At 67.0% G+C, this 18998-nt stretch carries 17 protein-coding genes and 1 other RNA gene; 13 read left to right on the top strand and 5 right to left on the bottom strand.

The window, feature by feature from the left end; all coding sequences use genetic code 11:
• Positions 1–121: 121 nt before the first annotated feature.
• The 4 genes from ssrA to ompA all read right to left on the bottom strand — a co-directional run bounded on the left by ssrA (position 122) and on the right by ompA (position 2658).
• Positions 122–494, bottom strand: a transfer-messenger RNA (tmRNA) gene (gene ssrA, locus PFX98_RS17815).
• Positions 495–508: 14 nt separating this feature from the next.
• Entirely contained in the window at positions 509–1210 is a 702-nt protein-coding gene (gene gph / locus PFX98_RS17810) for a phosphoglycolate phosphatase (RefSeq protein ID WP_285231831.1), read from the bottom strand.
• Positions 1207–1908: a bifunctional 2-polyprenyl-6-hydroxyphenol methylase/3-demethylubiquinol 3-O-methyltransferase UbiG gene (gene ubiG / locus PFX98_RS17805; protein ID WP_285231830.1), complete on the bottom strand. Its 702-nt coding sequence runs from the start codon at positions 1906–1908 to the stop codon at positions 1207–1209. Before ubiG ends, gph begins: the two co-directional genes overlap by 4 nt.
• Positions 1909–1998: 90 nt before the next feature.
• Positions 1999–2658, bottom strand: a complete 660-nt coding sequence (ompA, locus tag PFX98_RS17800; protein WP_285231829.1) for an outer membrane protein OmpA — start codon at positions 2656–2658, stop codon at positions 1999–2001.
• Between the two features lie 265 nt (positions 2659–2923).
• Here ompA and gyrA point away from each other — a divergent pair, with 265 nt between their 5' ends.
• The 13 genes from gyrA (at position 2924) to PFX98_RS17735 (ending at position 17873) form a co-directional block, all read left to right on the top strand.
• Positions 2924–5593, top strand: a complete 2670-nt coding sequence (gene gyrA, locus PFX98_RS17795; RefSeq protein ID WP_285235625.1) for a DNA gyrase subunit A — start codon at positions 2924–2926, stop codon at positions 5591–5593.
• A complete protein-coding gene (locus PFX98_RS17790; RefSeq protein WP_285231828.1) occupies positions 5590–6204 on the top strand; it encodes a DUF2059 domain-containing protein in 615 nt (204 codons plus the stop codon). The genes gyrA and PFX98_RS17790 overlap by 4 nt, the downstream gene beginning before the upstream one ends.
• A gap of 34 nt (positions 6205–6238) precedes the next feature.
• Positions 6239–7348 carry a 3-phosphoserine/phosphohydroxythreonine transaminase gene (gene serC / locus PFX98_RS17785; protein ID WP_285231827.1) on the top strand — a complete coding sequence of 370 codons (1110 nt, stop codon included), beginning with the start codon at positions 6239–6241 and terminating at the stop codon, positions 7346–7348.
• A complete protein-coding gene (gene pheA / locus PFX98_RS17780; protein ID WP_285231826.1) occupies positions 7341–8471 on the top strand; it encodes a prephenate dehydratase in 1131 nt (376 codons plus the stop codon). The genes serC and pheA overlap by 8 nt, the downstream gene beginning before the upstream one ends.
• A gap of 6 nt (positions 8472–8477) precedes the next feature.
• On the top strand, positions 8478–9356 hold the full coding sequence (locus PFX98_RS17775) for a prephenate dehydrogenase (protein ID WP_285231825.1): 879 nt from the start codon (positions 8478–8480) through the stop codon (positions 9354–9356).
• Between the two features lie 18 nt (positions 9357–9374).
• Positions 9375–11378, top strand: a complete 2004-nt coding sequence (locus PFX98_RS17770) for a bifunctional 3-phosphoshikimate 1-carboxyvinyltransferase/cytidylate kinase (protein WP_285231824.1) — start codon at positions 9375–9377, stop codon at positions 11376–11378.
• A gap of 150 nt (positions 11379–11528) precedes the next feature.
• The gene (gene rpsA, locus PFX98_RS17765) at positions 11529–13241 is read left to right on the top strand and encodes a 30S ribosomal protein S1 (RefSeq protein ID WP_285231823.1); all 1713 of its coding nucleotides are present in this window, start codon (positions 11529–11531) and stop codon (positions 13239–13241) included.
• 129 nt (positions 13242–13370) lie between these two features.
• Positions 13371–13691, top strand: coding sequence for an integration host factor subunit beta (locus PFX98_RS17760; RefSeq protein WP_285231822.1), 321 nt, complete (start codon positions 13371–13373; stop codon positions 13689–13691).
• A gap of 40 nt (positions 13692–13731) precedes the next feature.
• Positions 13732–14025 (top strand): LapA family protein, encoded by a 294-nt coding sequence (locus tag PFX98_RS17755; protein WP_285231821.1) that lies wholly within the window; start codon positions 13732–13734, stop codon positions 14023–14025.
• Between the two features lie 2 nt (positions 14026–14027).
• A complete protein-coding gene (gene lapB, locus PFX98_RS17750; protein ID WP_285231820.1) occupies positions 14028–15185 on the top strand; it encodes a lipopolysaccharide assembly protein LapB in 1158 nt (385 codons plus the stop codon).
• Positions 15185–15928: a glycosyltransferase gene (locus PFX98_RS17745; RefSeq protein WP_285231819.1), complete on the top strand. Its 744-nt coding sequence runs from the start codon at positions 15185–15187 to the stop codon at positions 15926–15928. Before lapB ends, PFX98_RS17745 begins: the two co-directional genes overlap by 1 nt.
• Entirely contained in the window at positions 15925–16887 is a 963-nt protein-coding gene (locus PFX98_RS17740) for a glycosyltransferase family 32 protein (RefSeq protein WP_285231818.1), read from the top strand. Before PFX98_RS17745 ends, PFX98_RS17740 begins: the two co-directional genes overlap by 4 nt.
• On the top strand, positions 16884–17873 hold the full coding sequence (locus PFX98_RS17735; RefSeq protein ID WP_285231817.1) for a glycosyltransferase family 2 protein: 990 nt from the start codon (positions 16884–16886) through the stop codon (positions 17871–17873). Before PFX98_RS17740 ends, PFX98_RS17735 begins: the two co-directional genes overlap by 4 nt.
• On the opposite strand, the gene PFX98_RS17730 is transcribed toward PFX98_RS17735, so the two are convergent.
• Entirely contained in the window at positions 17860–18996 is a 1137-nt protein-coding gene (locus tag PFX98_RS17730) for a glycosyltransferase (RefSeq protein ID WP_285231816.1), read from the bottom strand. The genes PFX98_RS17735 and PFX98_RS17730 overlap by 14 nt on opposite strands.
• Between the last annotated feature and the right edge of the window lie 2 nt (positions 18997–18998).

Raw genomic sequence — 18998 nt, 5'->3', positions numbered from 1 at the left:
ACTGCAACTTTTGCCCGGTCGGCCCCGGAAGTTACTGCACTACGGCGGACAAAGAAAAAGGCCCAAGTCGTTGATTTACTTGGGCCTTTCGCACTTCAGCGAACCTCGCTGAACTCTGTAATGGTGGAGCCGGGGGGAATTGAACCCCCGTCCGTCAGCCATCACCGGGCAGATCTACATGCTTAGCCGGCTGATTTGAATCTCACGGCAAGAGTCGCGCAGTGGCACGCTACCCTTCCCGCCAGTCACTTAATCTCGTCCTGAACCGAGTAACCCGGCACAGAACCAGCCAATGTGAATGACTTCTCAGCTTTCCGTCTTGCGACTTGAGCCCGGCCCATTGGCCTGCCGTTGAGAAGCTCAACTGCAATTAAGCAGCGAGTGCGAACGTAGAGTCGTTTGCAGTTACTTTGTTTCCAGTGGTTTTACGAGCGAACTGGTGCTCGGCATGCCCCACTCCGGATCCGCACCCACGTCGAAACCAAGTCGGCCCCAGAGAAGCTTTACATTATGCCTGCTGCAGCAATTTCAAGAGGGCCAGCGGTTCATCGATGATGAAATCAGCGCCCCAGGCGTCCACACGGCCGCCTTGCCCCAGATAGCCCCAGGAGGCCGCCACGGTGAGCATGCCGGCGGCGCGGCCGGCCAGGATGTCGCGCTCGTCATCGCCCACATAGGCGCAATGCTCGGGCGCCACGCCGATGCGGCGCGCGGCCTCCAGCAGCGAACCCGGGTGCGGCTTGGCATGTGGGGTGGTATCGCCGCCCACCACGGCACCGGCCGCCTCGGCCAGGCCGAGGGCGCGCGTCATGGGCAGCGCAAAGCGCTCGGCCTTGTTGGTGACGATGCCCCAGGGCAGATTGAGGGCGCGCAACTGGGCCAGCATCGGCGGCACATCGGCAAAGACCGCGGTTTCCTGCAGCATGCGGCGTTCGTAACGGCTCAGGAACTCGGCCTTGAGGCTTTCAAAGTCCTCATGCGCGGGCGTCACCGCCAGCGAGACACCCAACATGCCGCGCGCGCCTGAGCCCACCATGGGTCGCAACAGTTCGTAGGCCAGCGGCGCCTGGCCGCGCTCCGCGCGCATCTCGTTGGCGGCACCGGCCAAATCCGGGGCACTGTCGATCAGCGTGCCGTCGAGGTCGAACAGCACGGCACGCAGCAGGCGCGCGGGCGCGAGCAGCGGCTCGGCCATCAGTTCCAGGCTCATAGAGGGCGGCGGCAGGCGATCATGTAGTTCACATCGGTGTCGCCACCGATGCTGTAGCGCTGGGTCAAGGGGTTGTAGCCCAGGCCCTTGGCGCTGCGCAGTTCCAGGCCCGCATCGCGGCACATCTGCGCCAGCTCGGCCGGCTTGATGAAGCGCGCGTATTCATGCGTGCCGGCCGGCAGCATCTTGAGCAGGTATTCGGCGCCCACGATGGCCAGCATGAAGGCCTTGAAATTGCGATTCAAGGTGGAGAGGAACACCCAGCCTCCCGGCTTCACGAGCGTGCCGAGGGCACGCACCACCGAGGCGGGATCGGGCACATGCTCGAGCATCTCCATGCAGGTGACGGTGTCGAACTCGCCCGGGCGCTGCTCGGCCAGGGCCTCGACGGCAATCTCCTGGTAGCTGACGTTCTCGGTGCCGGCTTCCATGGCGTGCAGCTGGGCCACGCGCAGCGGCTTGGTGGCGAGGTCGATGCCCAGCGCGATCGCGCCCTTGCGCGCCATCGAGTCGGTGAGGATGCCACCACCGCAGCCCACGTCCAGCACCTTCTGCCCAGCCAGCGGGCTGAGCGCGTTGATCCAGTCCAGACGCAGCGGGTTGATCTGGTGCAGGGGCTTGAATTCGCTCTCGGCATCCCACCAGCGGTGGGCCAGCTCGCTGAATTTGGCGAGCTCTTGGGGGTCGGCATTCGTCATGGGTGGGGATGGTAGCGCAAGGCGGAAACGAAAAAGCCCCGCTGGGCGGGGCTTTGCATCGCAGCTGCGCGCCAGGCGCAGCGGGGATGATTACTTGTTGCGCGTACCAACCACTTCGATTTCGACGCGGCGGTTCTTGGCGCGACCTTCGGTGGTCTTGTTGTCGGCCACGGGTTGCTTCTCGCCCTTGCCTTCGGTGTAGACGCGGTTCTTTTCCACGTTCTTGGACACCAGATAGGCCTTCACGGCTTCGGAGCGGCGCACCGACAGCTTCTGGTTGTATTCATCGGAGCCCACGCTGTCGGTGTGGCCGACGGCGATGATGACTTCCAGATTGATACCACCGGTCTTGCTGACCAGGTCGTCCAGCTTGGCCTTGGCTTCGGGCTTGAGCACAGCCTTGTCGAAGTCGAAGAAGGCGTCAGCGGCGAAGGTGACCTTCTCGCTCACGGGAGCGGGAGGCGTGGGAGCGGGCTTGGGAGCGGGCGGGGGAGCCACCGGGGGCGGCGGAGCCACGGGCTTCGGTGCCTCGACCTTGGGGGCGGGCTTCAGCGCGCCGTCGCAATCCTTGGCAGCCGTGGCGGGCGTCCAGTTGGAATCGCGCCAGCACAGTTCGTTGGTGCCGTTCTTCCAGACGGTGCCGTCGGTGGCACGCCAGTTGTCCACGGTCTGGGCGAAAGCGCCCGACGAGGCCACAGCAGCGATTGCGGCCACGGACACCAGCGTCGCCACTCGGTTCAATTTCTTCATGATTCTCCTTCCAAGGAAAGCCGCAGTTGCCCTGCGAAATGTCCAGAACTGGAACTAAAACCTAAGGAAAAAACCGCATGCGCGGGTTTCTCCTAGGGACCAAATGATTGTGCCATAGGGTGATGGGACAGCTCTATTCTGGCGGCGCTGGACGCACCACTCTCAATCAATGTTGCGCAAGTACTACATGGCCGAGCAATTAGAATCCCGCTTCCTGTCCTAAATGATGACGGCACGCTCTCCCGAGCCGCAGCCGCGCCCGCGCATGACCCAGTTCGCCAAGGAAACACTGCCCATCAGCCTTGAGGAGGAGATGCGGCGTTCGTACCTCGATTACGCGATGAGCGTGATCGTCGGCCGCGCCCTCCCCGATGCTCGCGACGGCCTGAAGCCGGTGCACCGCCGGGTGCTGTTCGCGATGCACGAGCTCAACAACGATTGGAACCGCGCTTACAAGAAGTCGGCCCGTATCGTCGGCGACGTGATCGGTAAGTACCACCCGCACGGCGACACCGCGGTGTACGACACCATCGTGCGCATGGCGCAGGACTTTTCGCTGCGCCATATGCTGGTGGACGGCCAGGGCAATTTCGGCTCGGTGGACGGCGACAACGCCGCCGCCATGCGTTACACCGAAATCCGCCTCGACAAGATCGCCCACGAAATGCTGGCCGATATCGAGAAGGAAACGGTTGATTTCGGGCCCAACTACGACGGCTCCGAAAAGGAGCCGCTGGTATTGCCGACGCGCCTGCCCAATCTGTTGGTGAACGGCGCCTCGGGTATCGCGGTGGGCATGGCCACCAATATCCCGCCGCACAACCTCAACGAAGTGGTGGACGCCTGCCTGCATGCGCTGCGCAATCCGGAGGCCTCGATCGACGAGCTGATGGAGATCATCCCGGCGCCCGACTTCCCCACCGCCGGCATCATCTACGGCCTCTCGGGCGTGCGCGACGGCTATCGCACCGGGCGCGGCAAGGTGGTGATGCGCGCCAAGGTGCATTTCGAGGACATCGACCGCGGCCAGCGCCAAGCCATCATCGTTGACGAGATCCCCTACCAGGTCAACAAGAAGACGCTGCTGGAGCGCATTGCCGAGCTGGTGCACGAGAAGAAGATCGAAGGCATCAGCCATATCCAGGACGAGAGCGACAAGTCCGGCATGCGCGTGGTGATCGAGCTCAAGCGCGGCGAAGTGCCCGAGGTGGTGCTGAACAATCTGTACAAGCAGACCCAGCTGCAAGACACCTTCGGCATGAATATGGTGGCGCTGATCGACGGTCAGCCCAAGCTGTGCAATCTGAAGGACCTGATCACGGTGTTCCTGGAGCACCGCCGCGAGGTGGTGACCCGCCGCACCATCTTCGAGCTGCGCAAGGCACGCGAGCGCGGCCATGTGCTGGAAGGTCTGGCCGTCGCGCTGGCAAATATCGACGAGTTCATCGCCACCATCAAGAACTCGCCCACGCCGCCGGTGGCCAAGGCCGCGCTGATGGCCAAGAGCTGGGATTCCTCGCTGGTGCGCGAGATGCTGGTGCGCGCCGAAGAGGCCACGCCCGGCGGCCGCACGGCCTTCCGCCCCGAGGGCCTGCCCGCCATGTATGGCATGCAGGAAGACGGCCTGTACCGCCTCTCCGACGACCAGGCCAGCGAAATTCTGCAGATGCGCTTGCAGCGCCTGACCGGCCTGGAGCAGGACAAGATCGTCGGCGAGTACAAGGACGTGATGGCGCAGATCGCCGATCTGCTCGACATCCTGGCCACGCCGGCGCGCGTCACCACCATCATCAGCGAAGAGCTGGTGCAGGTGAAGCAGGAGTTCGGCCAGACCAAGGTGGGTGCGCGCCGCAGCGTGATCGAGCACAACGCCCAGGAGCTGGGCACCGAAGACCTGATCACGCCCACCGACATGGTGGTGACGCTCTCGCACACCGGCTACATCAAGAGCCAGGCGCTGAGCGAGTACCGCGCGCAGCGCCGCGGTGGCCGCGGCAAGCAGGCCGCCGCCACCAAGGACGACGACTGGATCGACCAGCTCTTCATCGCCAACACGCACGACTGGATCCTGTGCTTCAGCAACCGCGGCCGCGTCTACTGGCTCAAGGTCTGGGAAGTGCCGCAGGGCTCGCGCAACTCGCGCGGCAAGCCCATCGTGAACATGTTCCCGCTGCAGGCCGAGGAGAAGATCACCGTGGTGCTGCCGCTCACCGGCGAGTTCCGCACCTTCCCGGAAGATCACTACATCTTCATGGCCACGGCGCTGGGCACGGTGAAGAAGACCTCGCTGAAGGACTTCAGCAACCCGCGCAAGGCCGGCATTATTTCGGTGGACCTTGATGAGGGCGATTTCCTCATCGGCGCAGCGCTGACCGACGGCAAGCACGACGTGATGCTGTTCAGCGATGGCGGCAAGGCGGTGCGCTTCGACGAGGACGATGTGCGCCCGATGGGCCGCCAGGCGCGCGGCGTGCGCGGCATGATGCTGGAACCCGAGCAGCGCCTGATCGCCATGCTGGTGGCCGAGGACGAGACGCAGAGCGTGCTCACCGCCACCGAGAACGGCTACGGCAAGCGCACCTCCATCATCGAGTACACCCGCCACGGTCGCGGCACCAAGGGCATGATCGCGATCCAGCAGAGCGAGCGCAACGGCCGCGTGGTGGCCGCCACCCTGGTGCGCCCGGAAGACGAGATCATGCTGATCACCGACAAGGGCGTGCTGGTGCGCACCCGGGTGAGCGAGATTCGCGAACTCGGCCGCGCCACCCAGGGCGTAACCCTGATCGCGCTGGACGATGGTTCCAAGCTCTCCGGCCTGCAGCGCATCGTCGAGAACGATGCGAACGAAGGCGCCATCGATGGTGCGGCGGAAGCCGGCACCGACAACCCCGCGGAAGGCGATCTGAACGCCGACGACGCTAACAAGGAATGAGTTTGAACACCTCGCTGTTGAAGATTTGCGCCGCCGCCGTCATCGCCGCTTGCGCCGTGCCTGCCCTTGCCCAATCGGCATCGACGCCGGCCAGCTCGCCTGCCAAGAAGGAGCTGATCGCCAAGGTGCTGCAGCTGCAGCAGCCCGCCATCGAGGGCCTGGCCCGCGGCGTGCTGCAGCAACCCATTGGCAACCTGATGCAGGGAGCCGGTACCGCGCTGCAGACCCAGGTCGCGCCGGAAAAGCGCGAGGCCACCGCCAAGGCGATCGAAGCCGACATCAAGAAGTTCGTCGAGGAAAACACGCCAGTGCTGCGCAATGCGGCGCTGAAGCTGGCCCCGACCACCATTGGCACCATGCTCGACGAGCGCTTCACCGAGGATGAGCTGCGCCAGCTCGTCGCCATCCTGGACTCGCCCGTCAACAAGAAGTACGTGCAGATGGGCGGCGACATGCAGTCCGCGCTGGGCCAGAAGCTGATGGCGGAAGTGGGCCCCGGCCTGGAAGGCAAGTTCAACGCGCTGCGCACCAGCGTGGCCAAGCAGCTGGGCATCAACCCGGCGCCCGCGGCCAGCAAGCCCGCCACCGGCAGCGCCCCCGCCAAGAAGTAAGCCCGCCCCATCCGTTCCCGCCCGCAGTCCCGCCATGACGTCACGCCCCTTCAATTTTTCCGCCGGCCCGGCCGCCTTGCCCGAAGAGGTGTTGACGCAGGTGGCGCAGGAAATGCTGGACTGGCACGGCTCGGGCATGAGCGTGATGGAGATGAGCCACCGCGGCCGCGAGTTCATCTCCATCGCGGAGGCCGCAGAAGCCGATTTGCGCGACTTGCTGCAGGTGCCGGCCAACTTCCGCATCCTCTTCATGCAGGGCGGCGGCCTGGGCGAGAACGCCATCGTGCCGATGAACCTCTCGCGCGGCGGCAAGGTCGATGTGGTGGTGAGCGGCTCCTGGTCGAAGAAGAGCGCCCAGGAAGCGCGGCGTTATGCCGATGTGCATATCGCCGCCACCAATGCCTCGGAAGGCCAGCGCCACATCCCCGCCGCCGCCGAATGGCAGCTGCGCCCTGATGCCGCCTATGTGCACATCTGCAGCAACGAGACCATCGATGGGCTGGAGTTCCATGAGCTGCCGGACCTCAAGGCCCTCGGCTCGGACGCGCCGTTGGTGATCGACTGCTCCTCGCACCAGCTCTCGCGCAGCATCGACTGGTCGCGCGTCGGGCTGGCGTTTGGCGGCGCGCAGAAGAACATCGGCCCGGCCGGCCTCACCCTCGTCTACGTGCGCGAGGATCTGCTGGGCCATGCCCTGCCGATCTGCCCCAGCGCCTTCGACTACAAGACCGTGGCCGAGGCCCAGTCGATGTACAACACCCCGCCCACCTTTGGCATCTATGTGGCCGGCCTGGTGTTCAAGTGGCTGAAGGGCTTCGGCTACGCCGGCAAGACCGGCCTGGCCGCGATCGAGCAACGCAATATCGACAAGGCGCAACTGCTGTATGCCGCGCTCGACGGCTCGAACCTGTTTGAAAACCGCGTGGCGGCCAGCTGCCGCTCGCGCATGAACGTACCGTTCTACCTCCGCGACGAACGTCTGAACGACGCCTTCCTGGCCGGTGCCAGGGAACGTGGACTGCTGCAACTCAAAGGCCACAAGTCGGTGGGCGGCATGCGTGCATCGATCTACAACGCCATGCCGCTCGAGGGTGTGCAAGCCCTGACGGCGTATCTGAGAGACTTTGAGGCACAACATGGCTGATGGAGCCCCCGCGACTCCTCCTAACCCTCCCCTGCCGGTCGCCGACCCGGCCCTGCTGAAACTGCGTGACCAGATCGACGCCCTCGATCAAGAGCTGCTCGACCTGCTGAACCGCCGCGCTCATGTGGCCGAGCAGGTGGGCGAGATCAAGCGCCGCGACGGCACGCCCTTCTTCCGCCCCGACCGCGTGGCCCAGGTGATCACCAAGATCCAGCAGGCCAACACCGGCCCGCTCAAGGGTGAGCATGTGGCAGCGATCTGGCGCGAGATCATGTCGGCCTGTCTGGCGCTGGAATCGCCGCAGCGCGTGGCCGTGCTGGGCCCGGTGGGCACCTTCTGCGAGCAGGCGGCGATCGAGTATTTCGGCGGCGCCGCCGACCTGATCTACTGCTCAAGCTTCGACGAGGTCTTTCACGCCACCGCCAGCGGCAGCGCCCAGTACGGCGTGGTGGGCGTGGAGAACATGACCGAGGGCGTGGTGACGCGCTCGCTGGACCTGTTCCTGCACACGCCGACGCATGTGGTCGGCGAGGTCAGCCTCCTGATTCGCCACAACCTGCTGTGCAAGGACAACTCGCTGCGCGGCATCAAGGCGGTGCTGGCGCATCCGCAAGCGCTGGCGCAATGCCAGAACTGGCTCAACAAGCACCTGCCGGACGCCGAGCGCCGCGCCGTCTCCAGCAATGCCGAGGGCGCGCGCCTGGCGGCCGAGCACCCGGAATGGGCGGCCATCGCCAGCGAACGCGCCGCCACCCTGTTCGGCCTGCACATCGTGGCCCATGCGGTGCAGGACGAGGCCTACAACCGCACCCGCTTCGCCGTGATCTGCCTGCCGCAGACCATGGACGTGCCGCCAGCCACCGGCCGCGACTGCACCAGCCTGATCGTCTCGGTGACCAACCGCCCCGGCGCCATGCACGACCTGCTGGTGCCGCTGAAGAACCATGGCGTGTCGATGACGCGGCTGGAATCGCGCCCGGCGCGCACCGGCCAATGGGAGTACTACTTCTACATCGATCTGGAGGGCCATCCCTCGCAGCCCCATGTGGCGGCGGCGCTGGCCGAGCTGCGCCAGTTGTGCGCCTTCTACAAGGTGATCGGCACCTACCCGGTAAAGGCTTGATTGAGCATGTTCAACCAACTCGGCGTGATCGGATGCGGCCTGATGGGCGGCTCCTTCGCGCTTGCACTCAAGAAGGCCGGGCTGGTGAAGCGGGTGGTGGGCTATAGCAAGTCGCCCTCCACCACCGAGACCGCCAAGAAGCTGGGCGTGATCGACATCGCTGCCGAATCGGCCCTGCTGGCCGTCTCGGGCTCGGACATCGTGCTGCTGGCCGTGCCGGTGGCCGCCACCGAGGCCACGCTGAAGGCCGTCAAGCACATGGTGGACCCCGGCGTGCTCTTCATGGACGTGGGCTCGACCAAATGCGATGTGGTCGAGGCCGCGCGCCGCGTGCTGGGCAAGCAGTTCGGCTCCTTCGTGCCGGCGCACCCGATCGCCGGCAAGGAATCGGCCGGCGTGCAGAACGCCGATGCCGGGCTTTACCAGGGTCGCCAGGTCATCCTGACACCGCTGCCGCAGACCAATGCGGCGCTGGTGCAGAAGGCCACCGACGTCTGGTCGGCGCTGGGCTGCCAGGTGCTGAAGATGACACCGCAGAACCATGACGCGGCCTTCGCCGCCGTCAGCCATCTGCCGCATCTGCTCGCCTATGCCTATTTCAGCGCCGTCGCCAAGCAGCCCGCCGGACGCGACTACCTGAGCCTGGCCGGCCCGGGCTTTCGCGACTTCACCCGCATCGCCGCCAGCGATCCCGCGATCTGGCGTGACATCCTGCTGGCCAACAAGGCCGAGGTGATGGCGCAGTCCAAGCGCTTTCGCGACATGCTGGACCTGCTGGAGCAGGTGATGCAGAACGACGACGCGCAAGGCCTCGAGACCCTGCTCAGGCAGGCCTCCGAAGGCCGCAGCCAATGGCAGATGGGTGTGCCCCGCACCCGCAACTGACCCCGCTTTCTCCCCGCCATGTTCAAGATCCCCTTCCTCGACCTGCCGCCCCTGCGCGCAGCCGCCGGCACCGTGCGCCTGCCCGGCTCCAAGAGCATCTCCAACCGCGTGCTGCTGCTGGCCGGCCTCTCCGAGGGCCAGACCCTGGTGCATGACCTGCTGGATTCCGACGACACCGCGGTGATGCTGGCCTCGCTCAAGGTGCTGGGTTGCCAGCTCGAGCAAGTGCCGGGTGGCCCGCTCAAGGTCACCGGCATCGGTGGCCGCCTGGTCAACAAGGACGCCCAGCTCTTCCTTGGCAATGCCGGCACCGCGATGCGCCCGCTCACCGCGGCACTGGCCCTGCTGGCAGCCACGCAGGGCGGCGCCTTCGAGCTGGCCGGCGTGGCGCGCATGCACGAGCGCCCCATCGGTGATCTGGTCGATGCCCTGCGCGAGCTGGGTTGCGAGATCGCCTGCCTGGGCAGCGAAGGCTATCCGCCGCTGCGCCTCAGCGGCCCCAGCCGGCTCAGGCTGGCCGAGCCGGTGCGCGTGCGCGGCGATGTCTCCAGCCAGTTCCTCACCGCCCTGCTGCTGGCGCTGCCCCTGGTCGCCACGCAGGATGTGGTGATCGAGGTGGTCGGCGAGCTGATCTCCAAGCCCTATGTGCACATCACGCTGGAGCTGCTGAAGCGCTTTGGCATCGAGGTGCGCGCGGACGGCTGGCAACGCTTCACCATCCCGGCCGGCAGCCGCTATCGCTCGCCCGGCGAGGTGCATGTGGAGGGCGACGCCTCCTCGGCCTCCTACTTCGTGGCGCTGGGCGCCATCGCGGCCGCGGAAACGCCCATCCGCATCGAAGGGGTGGGCAGTGCCTCGCTGCAGGGCGATGTGCGCTTTGTCGAGGCCGCCCAGGCGATGGGCGCCGAGGTGCGCGCCGAGGCCAATGCCCTGGAGGTCAAGCGCGGCGCCTGGCCGCTCAAGGCCCTGGACCTGGACTGCAACCACATTCCCGATGCCGCCATGACCCTGGCGGTGATGGCGCTCTACGCCGATGGCCCCAGCACCCTGCGCAACATTGCCAGCTGGCGCGTCAAGGAGACCGACCGCATCGCCGCCATGGCCACCGAGCTGCGCAAGCTCGGCGCCAGCGTGGAGGAAGGCCCGGACTGGCTGCGCGTGCACCCCTTGCGCGCCTGGAAGCCGGCCAGCATCCACACCTACGACGACCACCGCGTCGCCATGTGCTTCTCGCTGGCCGCCTTCAACGGCCTGGTCACCGATTCGGCCGTGCCGGTGCGCATCCTCGAGCCGCATTGCGTGGCCAAGACCTTCCCGGACTATTTCGAGACCCTGTTCGAGGTGGTGACGGCGCGCCCCGAGGACATCCCGGTGCTGACCATCGACGGCCCCACCGCCTCCGGCAAGGGCACGCTGGCCGACGAGGTGGCGCATGAGCTCGGCTACGTGATCCTGGACTCCGGCATGCTGTACCGCGCCACCGGCCTGGCCGCCCACCGTGCCGGCCTGGACCTGGACGACGGCGCGGCCGTGGCCGCCATCGTGCCGGCGATGGACCTGCATTTCCGCAAGGGCCGCGTCACCCTGGGCGAGGAAGACATCACCGACGCCCTGCGCGCCGAGGCCGCCGGCCTGATGGCCTCGCAGGTGGCCGCCCATCCCCAGGTGCGCAGCGCGCTGAACCAGCTGCAGCTGGACTTCCGCCGCGTGCCCGGCCTGGTGGCCGACGGCCGCGACATGGGCTCCACCGTCTTCCCGGATGCGCCGCTCAAGGTCTTCCTCACCGCGAGTGCCGCCACGCGCGCCGAGCGGCGCTATAAGCAGTTGATTTCCAAGGGAATTTCGGCTAGCATGGAAGGCTTGCGTGCGGATCTTGAGGCACGTGACGCGCGCGACAAGGGTCGCAGCGCCTCGCCTCTCAAGCCCGCGCAAGACGCGCAAAGCCTCGACAACTCGGCCCAGACCATCGAAGAATCTCGTGATCTGGTGCTGGCTTGGTGGGCCGAGCGCAGGCCGTTCTGAGACAGCGTTGAATCAGCACAGCATCCGGGCCCGCCGCCCTTCCCTCCGAGCGTCTGCTCATCGAGGGCGGCGAACTCTATAACCTTAACCCGCAAGTTCGCTTGCAACTGCCGACGGGCAAACGCCTTGCCAGACGGCTCAGGAAATACCATGTCCCAAACCCAGAACGCCACCCCCGCCATGGACTCGTTTGCAGCCATGTTCGAGGAATCGCTGCAGCGCTCCGACATGCGCGCCGGCGAGGTCATCTCCGCCGAAGTGGTGCGTGTCGAGCACAGCTTCGTGGTGGTCAACGCCGGCCTCAAGTCTGAAGCCTACGTGCCCATCGAAGAGTTCAAGAACGACCAAGGTGAGCTTGAAGTCAACGTCGGCGACTTCGTGTCGGTGGCGATCGATGCGATCGAAAACGGCTACGGCGACACCATCCTGTCGCGCGACAAGGCCAAGCGTCTGGCCTCGTGGCTGTCGCTGGAAACCGCACTGGAGTCGGGCGACTTCGTGACCGGTACCGTGTCCGGCAAGGTCAAGGGCGGCCTGACCGTCCTGGTGAACGGCATCCGCGCCTTCCTGCCCGGTTCGCTGCTCGACACCCGCCCGGTGAAGGACATGAGCCCCTACGAGGGCAAGACCATGGAATTCAAGGTCATCAAGCTGGACCGCAAGCGCAACAACGTCGTGTTGTCGCGCCGTGCCGTGGTCGAAGCTTCGATGGGCGAAGAGCGCGCCAAGCTGCTGGAAACGCTGTCGGAAGGCGCGATCGTCCAGGGCGTGGTCAAGAACATCACCGAATACGGTGCCTTCGTGGATCTGGGCGGCATCGACGGCCTGCTGCACATCACCGACATGGCATGGCGCCGCGTGCGTCACCCGAGCGAAGTGGTGACGGTTGGCCAGGAACTGACCGCCAAGGTCCTGAAGTTCGACGCCGAGAAGAACCGCGTTTCGCTGGGCCTGAAGCAGCTGGGCGACGACCCCTGGTTCGGCGTGGCACGTCGCTACCCCACCAACACCCGTTTGTTCGGCAAGGTCACCAACATTGCTGACTACGGCGCGTTCGTGGAAATCGAACCCGGCATCGAAGGTCTGGTGCACGTGTCCGAAATGGACTGGACCAACAAGAACGTGGCACCTTCGAAGATCGTCTCCCTGGGCGACGAAGTCGAAGTCATGGTCCTGGAAATCGACGAAGACAAGCGTCGCATCTCCCTGGGCATGAAGCAGTGCAAGGCCAATCCTTGGGAAGAGTTCGCCGAGAACGTCAAGCGCGGCGACCGCGTCAAGGGCCCCGTCAAGTCGATCACCGACTTCGGCGTGTTCGTTGGCCTGGCTCAAGGCATCGACGGTCTGGTGCACCTGTCCGACCTGTCGTGGCAAGAGACTGGCGAAGCTGCCGTGCGCAACTTCAAGAAGGGCCAGGAAGTCGAAGCCATCGTGCTGGCCGTGGACGTCGAGCGCGAGCGCATCTCCCTGGGCATCAAGCAGCTGGACAGCGACCCGTTCACCACCTACACCTCGGTCAACGACCGCGGCATGACGGTGACCGGCAAGGTCAAGACGGTCGATGCGCGTGGCGCCGAGATCGAACTGGCTGACGACGTGACCGGCTATCTGCGCGCTTCGGAAATCTCCCGCGACCGCGTGGAAGACGCCCGCAACGTGCTGAAGGAAGGCGACGAAGTCACCTCGGTGATCGTCAACATCGACCGCAAGACGCGCAACATCCAGCTGTCGATCAAGGCCAAGGACAGCGCCGACCAGCAAGAAGCGATGCAGCGCCTGTCGGCTACCAGCGAGCGTGAGAACGCCGGTACCACCAGCCTGGGCGCCCTGCTGCGTGCCAAGCTGGATCAAGGCGGCAACTAATCGTTGCTCCGCAGGGGCGGCGGCTCTGGTAGCCTCTGCCCCTGTCAGGTGACCTGATCAGGCTCGCCACTCATCCGAGGGCGAGCCTGATTTCCTTCCCTTCGTCTCCCACTCAAGAATTCGATCGTCATGACACGTTCCGACCTCGTTGCCCATCTGGCAGAGCGCTTTGGCCAGCTCACCCAGCGCGACACCGAGTTCGCCGTCAAGACGATACTGGACGCGATGTCCGATGCCCTGGCCCGCGGCCACCGCATCGAGATCCGCGGCTTTGGCAGCTTTTCCATCAACCGCCGCCCGCCCCGCATGGGCCGCAATCCGCGCAGCGGCGAACAGGTGCTGATCCCCGAGAAGCTGGTGCCCCATTTCAAGCCAGGCAAGGCCCTGCGCGAAGCGGTGGACGAGCAGTTGCCGCTGGACGACGCCAGCCTCCCGCGCACGCTGGATTGAGCCGCCTCGGCAGCCTGCCGAGCCTCTAGAATCCACGCCAATGCGCCTCTTCGTCTGGCTCTTCCGGGCCTTCCTCTTCTTTGCCCTCTTCGCCTTCGCGCTGAACAACAGCCAGGAGGTGGTGGTGCATTGGTTCTTCGGCCGCGCCTGGAGCGCGCCCCTCGTCATCATCGTGCTGATCGCCTTCGGCTTCGGCTGCGCCCTGGGCGTGCTGGCCATGGTGCCGGCCTGGTGGCACCACCGCCGTGCCGCCGCCCGCCAGGTGGCGCTGGATCTGCCCGCCGCGGCAACACCTGACCCCGCCAGCGCCCCGATCGTGCGGGACGGGCTCTGACCATGGGCTTCGATCTCAGCTGGCTGCTGATTGCCCTGCCGCTGGTGTTCGGCCTCGGCTGGCTGGCCTCCAAGCTCGACACGCGCCAGTGGAAGCGCGAGCAGCGCGACGCGCCCAAGGCCTACTTCAAGGGCTTGAATCTGCTGCTCAACGAGCAGCAGGACAAGGCCATCGACGCCTTCATCGAGGCGGTGCAGGCCGACCCCGACACCTCCGAGCTGCACTTCGCGCTGGGTAATCTGTTCCGCCGCCGCGGCGAGTACGAGCGCGCGGTGCGCGTGCACCAGCACCTCCTGCAGCGCGGCGACCTGCCCAAGGCCGAGCGCGAGCGCGCCCAGTACGCGCTGGCGCAGGACTTCTACAAGGCCGGCCTGTTCGACCGCGCCGAGGAGGCTTTTGCGGTGCTGCGCGGCAGCAGCTTCGAGAGCGAGGCCGAGTTGGCCCTGCTCTCGCTTTACGAGCGCTCGCGCGAATGGCGCAAGGCCGCCGAGGTGGCCAAGCATCTGGAACAGGTGGGCACGGGCTCCTTTGCCTCGCGCATCGCGCATTACCTCTGCGAGCTGGCGCTGGAAGCGCAGGCGCGCAACCAGGAGGGCGACGTCGACAAGGCGCAGGCCCTGCTGGCCGAGGCCCGCAAGGTCGCGCCCCAGGCCGCGCGCGCCCATGTGCTGGCCGGGCAATTGCTGATGCGCCGCGAGCAGCCCCAGCAGGCCATGGCCGCCTATGCCGAGCTGCTCGCCGCCAACCCCGAGGCCTTCAATCTGGTGGCCAGCGATTACGCCAGCGCGGCACTCGCCTGCGACGCCGCCCCGGCCGCCCTGCAGACCCTGCAGGCCCAGTACCAGCGCCATCCCGGCATGCACCTGCTGCAGGCCATCGCCAAGCTGGAACCGGCCGCTAGTGCGCAGCGCCAGCGCCTGCTGGCGCATCTGCGCCAGGACCCCAGCCTGTCGGCCGCACGCCAGTTGCTGGCGCAGTCCGGTGCGCAGCTCAGCGACGAAGAGACCACCCTGCTGGGCAGCGCCATCGAGCGCGCCGGCCGGCCGTTGCAGCGCTACCGCTGCGCCGCCTGCGGCTTCGAAGCCCAGCATTATTTCTGGCAATGCCCCGGCTGCCTGAACTGGGACAGCTACCCACCGCGTCACGTGGAAGAACTTTGATGCAAGAGAAGAAGGCCACCGAGCGCGTCATCCTGTGCATGAAATGGGGCACCAAGTACGGCCCCGAGTACGTCAATCGCCTCTATGCGATGGTGGCGCGGCATCTGCGCGGGCCCTTCAAGTTCGTCTGCCTGACCGACCGCAGCGAGGGCATTCGCGCCGAGGTGCAGTGCCTGCCCATCCCCGAGCTCAAGCTGCCGCCCGGCATCCCGGAGCGCGGCTGGACCAAGCTCACCACCTTTGAAGCAGATCTGCACGGCCTCAAGGGCACGGCGCTGTTCCTGGACCTGGACGTGGTGATCGTCGACGACATCACGCCCTTCTTCGAGGTGCCGGGCGAGTTCCTCATCATCCATGACTGGAAGCGCCCCTGGCGCATCACCGGCAACAGCTCGGTCTACCGCTTCGAGCTGGGCGCCCATGCCGACGTGCTGGCCAAGTTCCGCCGCGAGGCCGAGGCGATACGCAAGCAGGTGCGCAACGAACAGGCCTACCTCTCCGACGAGATGCACAAGCAGGGCAAGCTGAAGTATTGGGACGCGTCCTGGTGCGCCAGCTACAAATACCACTGCATCCCGGCCTGGCCGACCAGCTACTGGCGCGACCCCATCATCCCCAAGGACGCGCGCATCTTGATCTTCCACGGCGTGATGAATCCGCCCGACGCGCTGGCCGGCCGCAACAACGGCAACTGGCGCCACGCCCGCCCGGCGCACTGGATCGCCGAGCACTGGCGCGAATGATCTGGCTGGGGCTGCCGGTCCTGCTGCTGCTGGCGCTGCTGGGGCGCGAGTGCTGGCAGATCCTGCGCGCGCAGGCCCCGGCGCAGGTTCGCGAGCTGCTGGTCGGCGCTGCCGCGCCGCGCGCCGCCGCAGACATACCCAAGGTCCTCTGGACCTACTGGCATCCCGCGCCGGCGCCGGCCTTCATCCAGCAATGCCTGGCCAACTGGCGGCACCACGCGCCCGACCACGAGTTGCGCCTGCTGGACCGCCAAAGCCTGCTGCAATGGATCCCCGCCAGCGCGCTGCGGCCGGATTTCGACAGCCTGCCGCCCTATCGCCAGGCCGACTGGCTGCGCGTGCAATTGCTGGCCCGCCACGGCGGCATCTGGCTGGACGCCTCCACCCTGCTGACGCGCGACCTGGCCTGGCTGCATGAGGCGCGGGCGGCCGCCCAGGCCGAGTACGCCGGCTTCTACATCCAGCGCTACAGCAGCCGCGCCGAGTTGCCCATCGTCGAGAACTGGTGCATGGCCGCGGTGCCCCGCAGCGCCTTTGTGCGCGACCTGGCCGCGGCCTTCGACCATGCGCTGGATCTGGGCGCCGAAGCCTATCTGGACGAGTTGCGCGCGCAGGGCCGGCTGGCGCGCGTGGTGCAAGACCTGACCCCCGACTTCCAGCGCTACCTGCTCATGCATGTGGCCGCCTCGGACCTGCTGGACCGCGCTCACCAGGCCTCCCCCCAGATCTACCGCTTGGCGCTGCTGCGCGCCGAGGACTCGGCCTTCGCCTACCTGGACGCGCTGCGTTGGCGCAAGCGCCATCTCTACGCCCGCCTGGCGCTCACGCCCTGCCCGCGCCGCCTGCCCGCCCTGATCAAGCTGCGCGGCGGCGACCGCCAGGTGCTGGAGCGCGGCCTGGCCAAGGGCCGCTGGCTGCGCGGCAGCGCCATCGCCCGCCTGCTGGACTTGCGCGCATGACGGCGCCCTGGCTCAGCATCCTGCTGCCGGTCTACCGGGTCGAGCCCTACCTGCTCGCCTGCGCGGCCTCCATCCTCGACCAGGCCGATGCGGGCGTGGAGTTGGTCTTCGTGGACGACGCCTCGCCCGATGGCTCGGCCGCGCTGATCGAGACGCTGGCGGCCGGGGATGCGCGCGTGCGCCTGATCAGGCATGCGAGCAACCAGGGCGTCAGCGCCGCGCGCAACACCTTGCTGGACGCCGCGCGCGGCGACTACCTCTGGTTCGTCGATCCCGACGACCTGATGGAAGCCGGCGCGATCCCCCGGCTCCGCACGCTGCTCGAGCAGCCGCAGGCACCCGACCTGGTGATGTGCGACTTCCGTGCCTTCGATGACGGCAGCAGCAAGCCCGCCAAGCCACGCTACCAGCACATCCCCAGCTTCGTCGGGGCGGCGCGGGGCGAGGACCTCGATGCCCTGCTGAGCGGCTTGTTTCAGGCCGGGCAGTTGCACCCCTGGTCCAAGATCGTGCGCCGCGCCAGCTGGCCCGCGGGCCTGCGCTTCCCGGTCGGGCGGGTGTTCGAAGACCTCGCGGTCTATCCGCGCCTGGCCCTGCAAGTGCGCCGCTTCGTGCATGTGCCCGAGGTCTGGATCGCCTACCGGCAACGTGCCGGCAGCGCGCTGACGAACCTGAGCGCCGCCAGGCTGGACGAATGGATGAGCGCGCTGGACGGCTATGCCGCCGAACTGCCCGCGCTGAGCGAGGCCACCCGCTTCGAGATCGCGCATTTCTGCGCCCGCACCTTTCTGCGTGCCAGCAAGCGGCGCAGCAGGCTCGGGCGAATTGGGCAGGAGGGCCTGAGCGAGGCGCTGCGGCGTTTCGCGCGCCAGTGGCGCGCCAGCTCGCCGCTCACGCCCGAACAACTGCTGCAAGCCTATCTGCGGCGCGGCCGCCTGCTGCGCTGGCTGCAGCTGCGCTGGTGGCTTCATTTCAGAGCGTCGTGAGCAGGGCCTGGTAGCGCAGGCGCATCAGCTCCACGCCATGTTCGGCAAGGGCGCGCTCGCGCGCCGCGGCCGCCAGCCGCTGGCCCAGCCCCGGCTCGCAGAACACGCGTTCCAGCGCATCGGCCAGCGCCTTGGCATCGCCCTCGGGCACCAAGAGGCCGCTGCGCTCATGCGCCAACACCTCGCTCACGCCCGCCACGTCGGAGGCAATGCAGGCGCAGCCCGCCGCCATGCCCTCCACCAGGGCCAGCGGCATGCCCTCGTAATGGGTGGCCAGCACGCAGACAGCGTGCGACATCAGCAGCTCGGGCATGCCGCCGTAATGGCCCAGGAACTGCACCTGCCCCTCCAGGCCGAGGCGCTTGACCTCGGCCTCGGCGCGCTGGCGGTAGGCGGCCTTGCCCGCCCCCGCCAGCTTCAGCGGCAGGCGCAGGCCGCGGCCCTTCAGCAGGCCGAGCGCGCGTATCAGCGTCAGATGGTCCTTCTGGCGCGCAAAGCGGGCCGACATCACGATGCCGGCCACGCGCTCCTCGAAGGGCTTGCCGGCGCCTTCGGCGAATGGCCGCAGGTCCACGCCATTGGGTATGGCCATGGTCTTGTCCGCCGGCATGCCCAGCTTCAGCAGGACCGCCTTCACCCCTTCGGACACGGCCACCAGCTTGGCGCTGCGCGCCGCCAGCCAGCGCGCCTGCGCCAGCTTCCAGCGCGTGTAGCGCTCGCGCGAGTTGTGCTCCACCTGCACCAGCTTGGGCACGCCGGCCAGCAGCCCGGCCCAGCGGCCGATCAGGTGCTCGGGAAAGCCATGCGCCACCAGCAGCTCGGGCCGCCAGGCGCGGCACAGCCGCCACAGCGCCCAGATCGTCGCCAGATGCGACCAGCCCGGCACGACCTCCACGCGCAGGCCGCGCGCGCGGATCGCCTCCACCCGCGCCGCATCGGTGTTGCGCTTGCGGCGCAGCACCAGCAGCACCTCCATCTGCGCACCCATCTGCGTGGCCATCTGCGCCGACAGGCAGAGGTCCAGCGCGACCTGCGTGGCCCCGGAAAAACCGCCGGTGACGAAGTGCAGCACGCGCCGCGGCGCGCCGGCCGGGCTCCCAGCGACCATGTTGTTTTCAGACATGC

Origin of the sequence: Paucibacter sediminis, assembly GCF_030254645.1 — a bacterium.
Taxonomy (GTDB): Bacteria; Pseudomonadota; Gammaproteobacteria; order Burkholderiales; family Burkholderiaceae_C; genus Paucibacter_B; species Paucibacter_B sediminis.
Note: the sequence above shows the minus strand (reverse complement) of the source record. Positions and strands in the feature narration are given on the sequence as shown.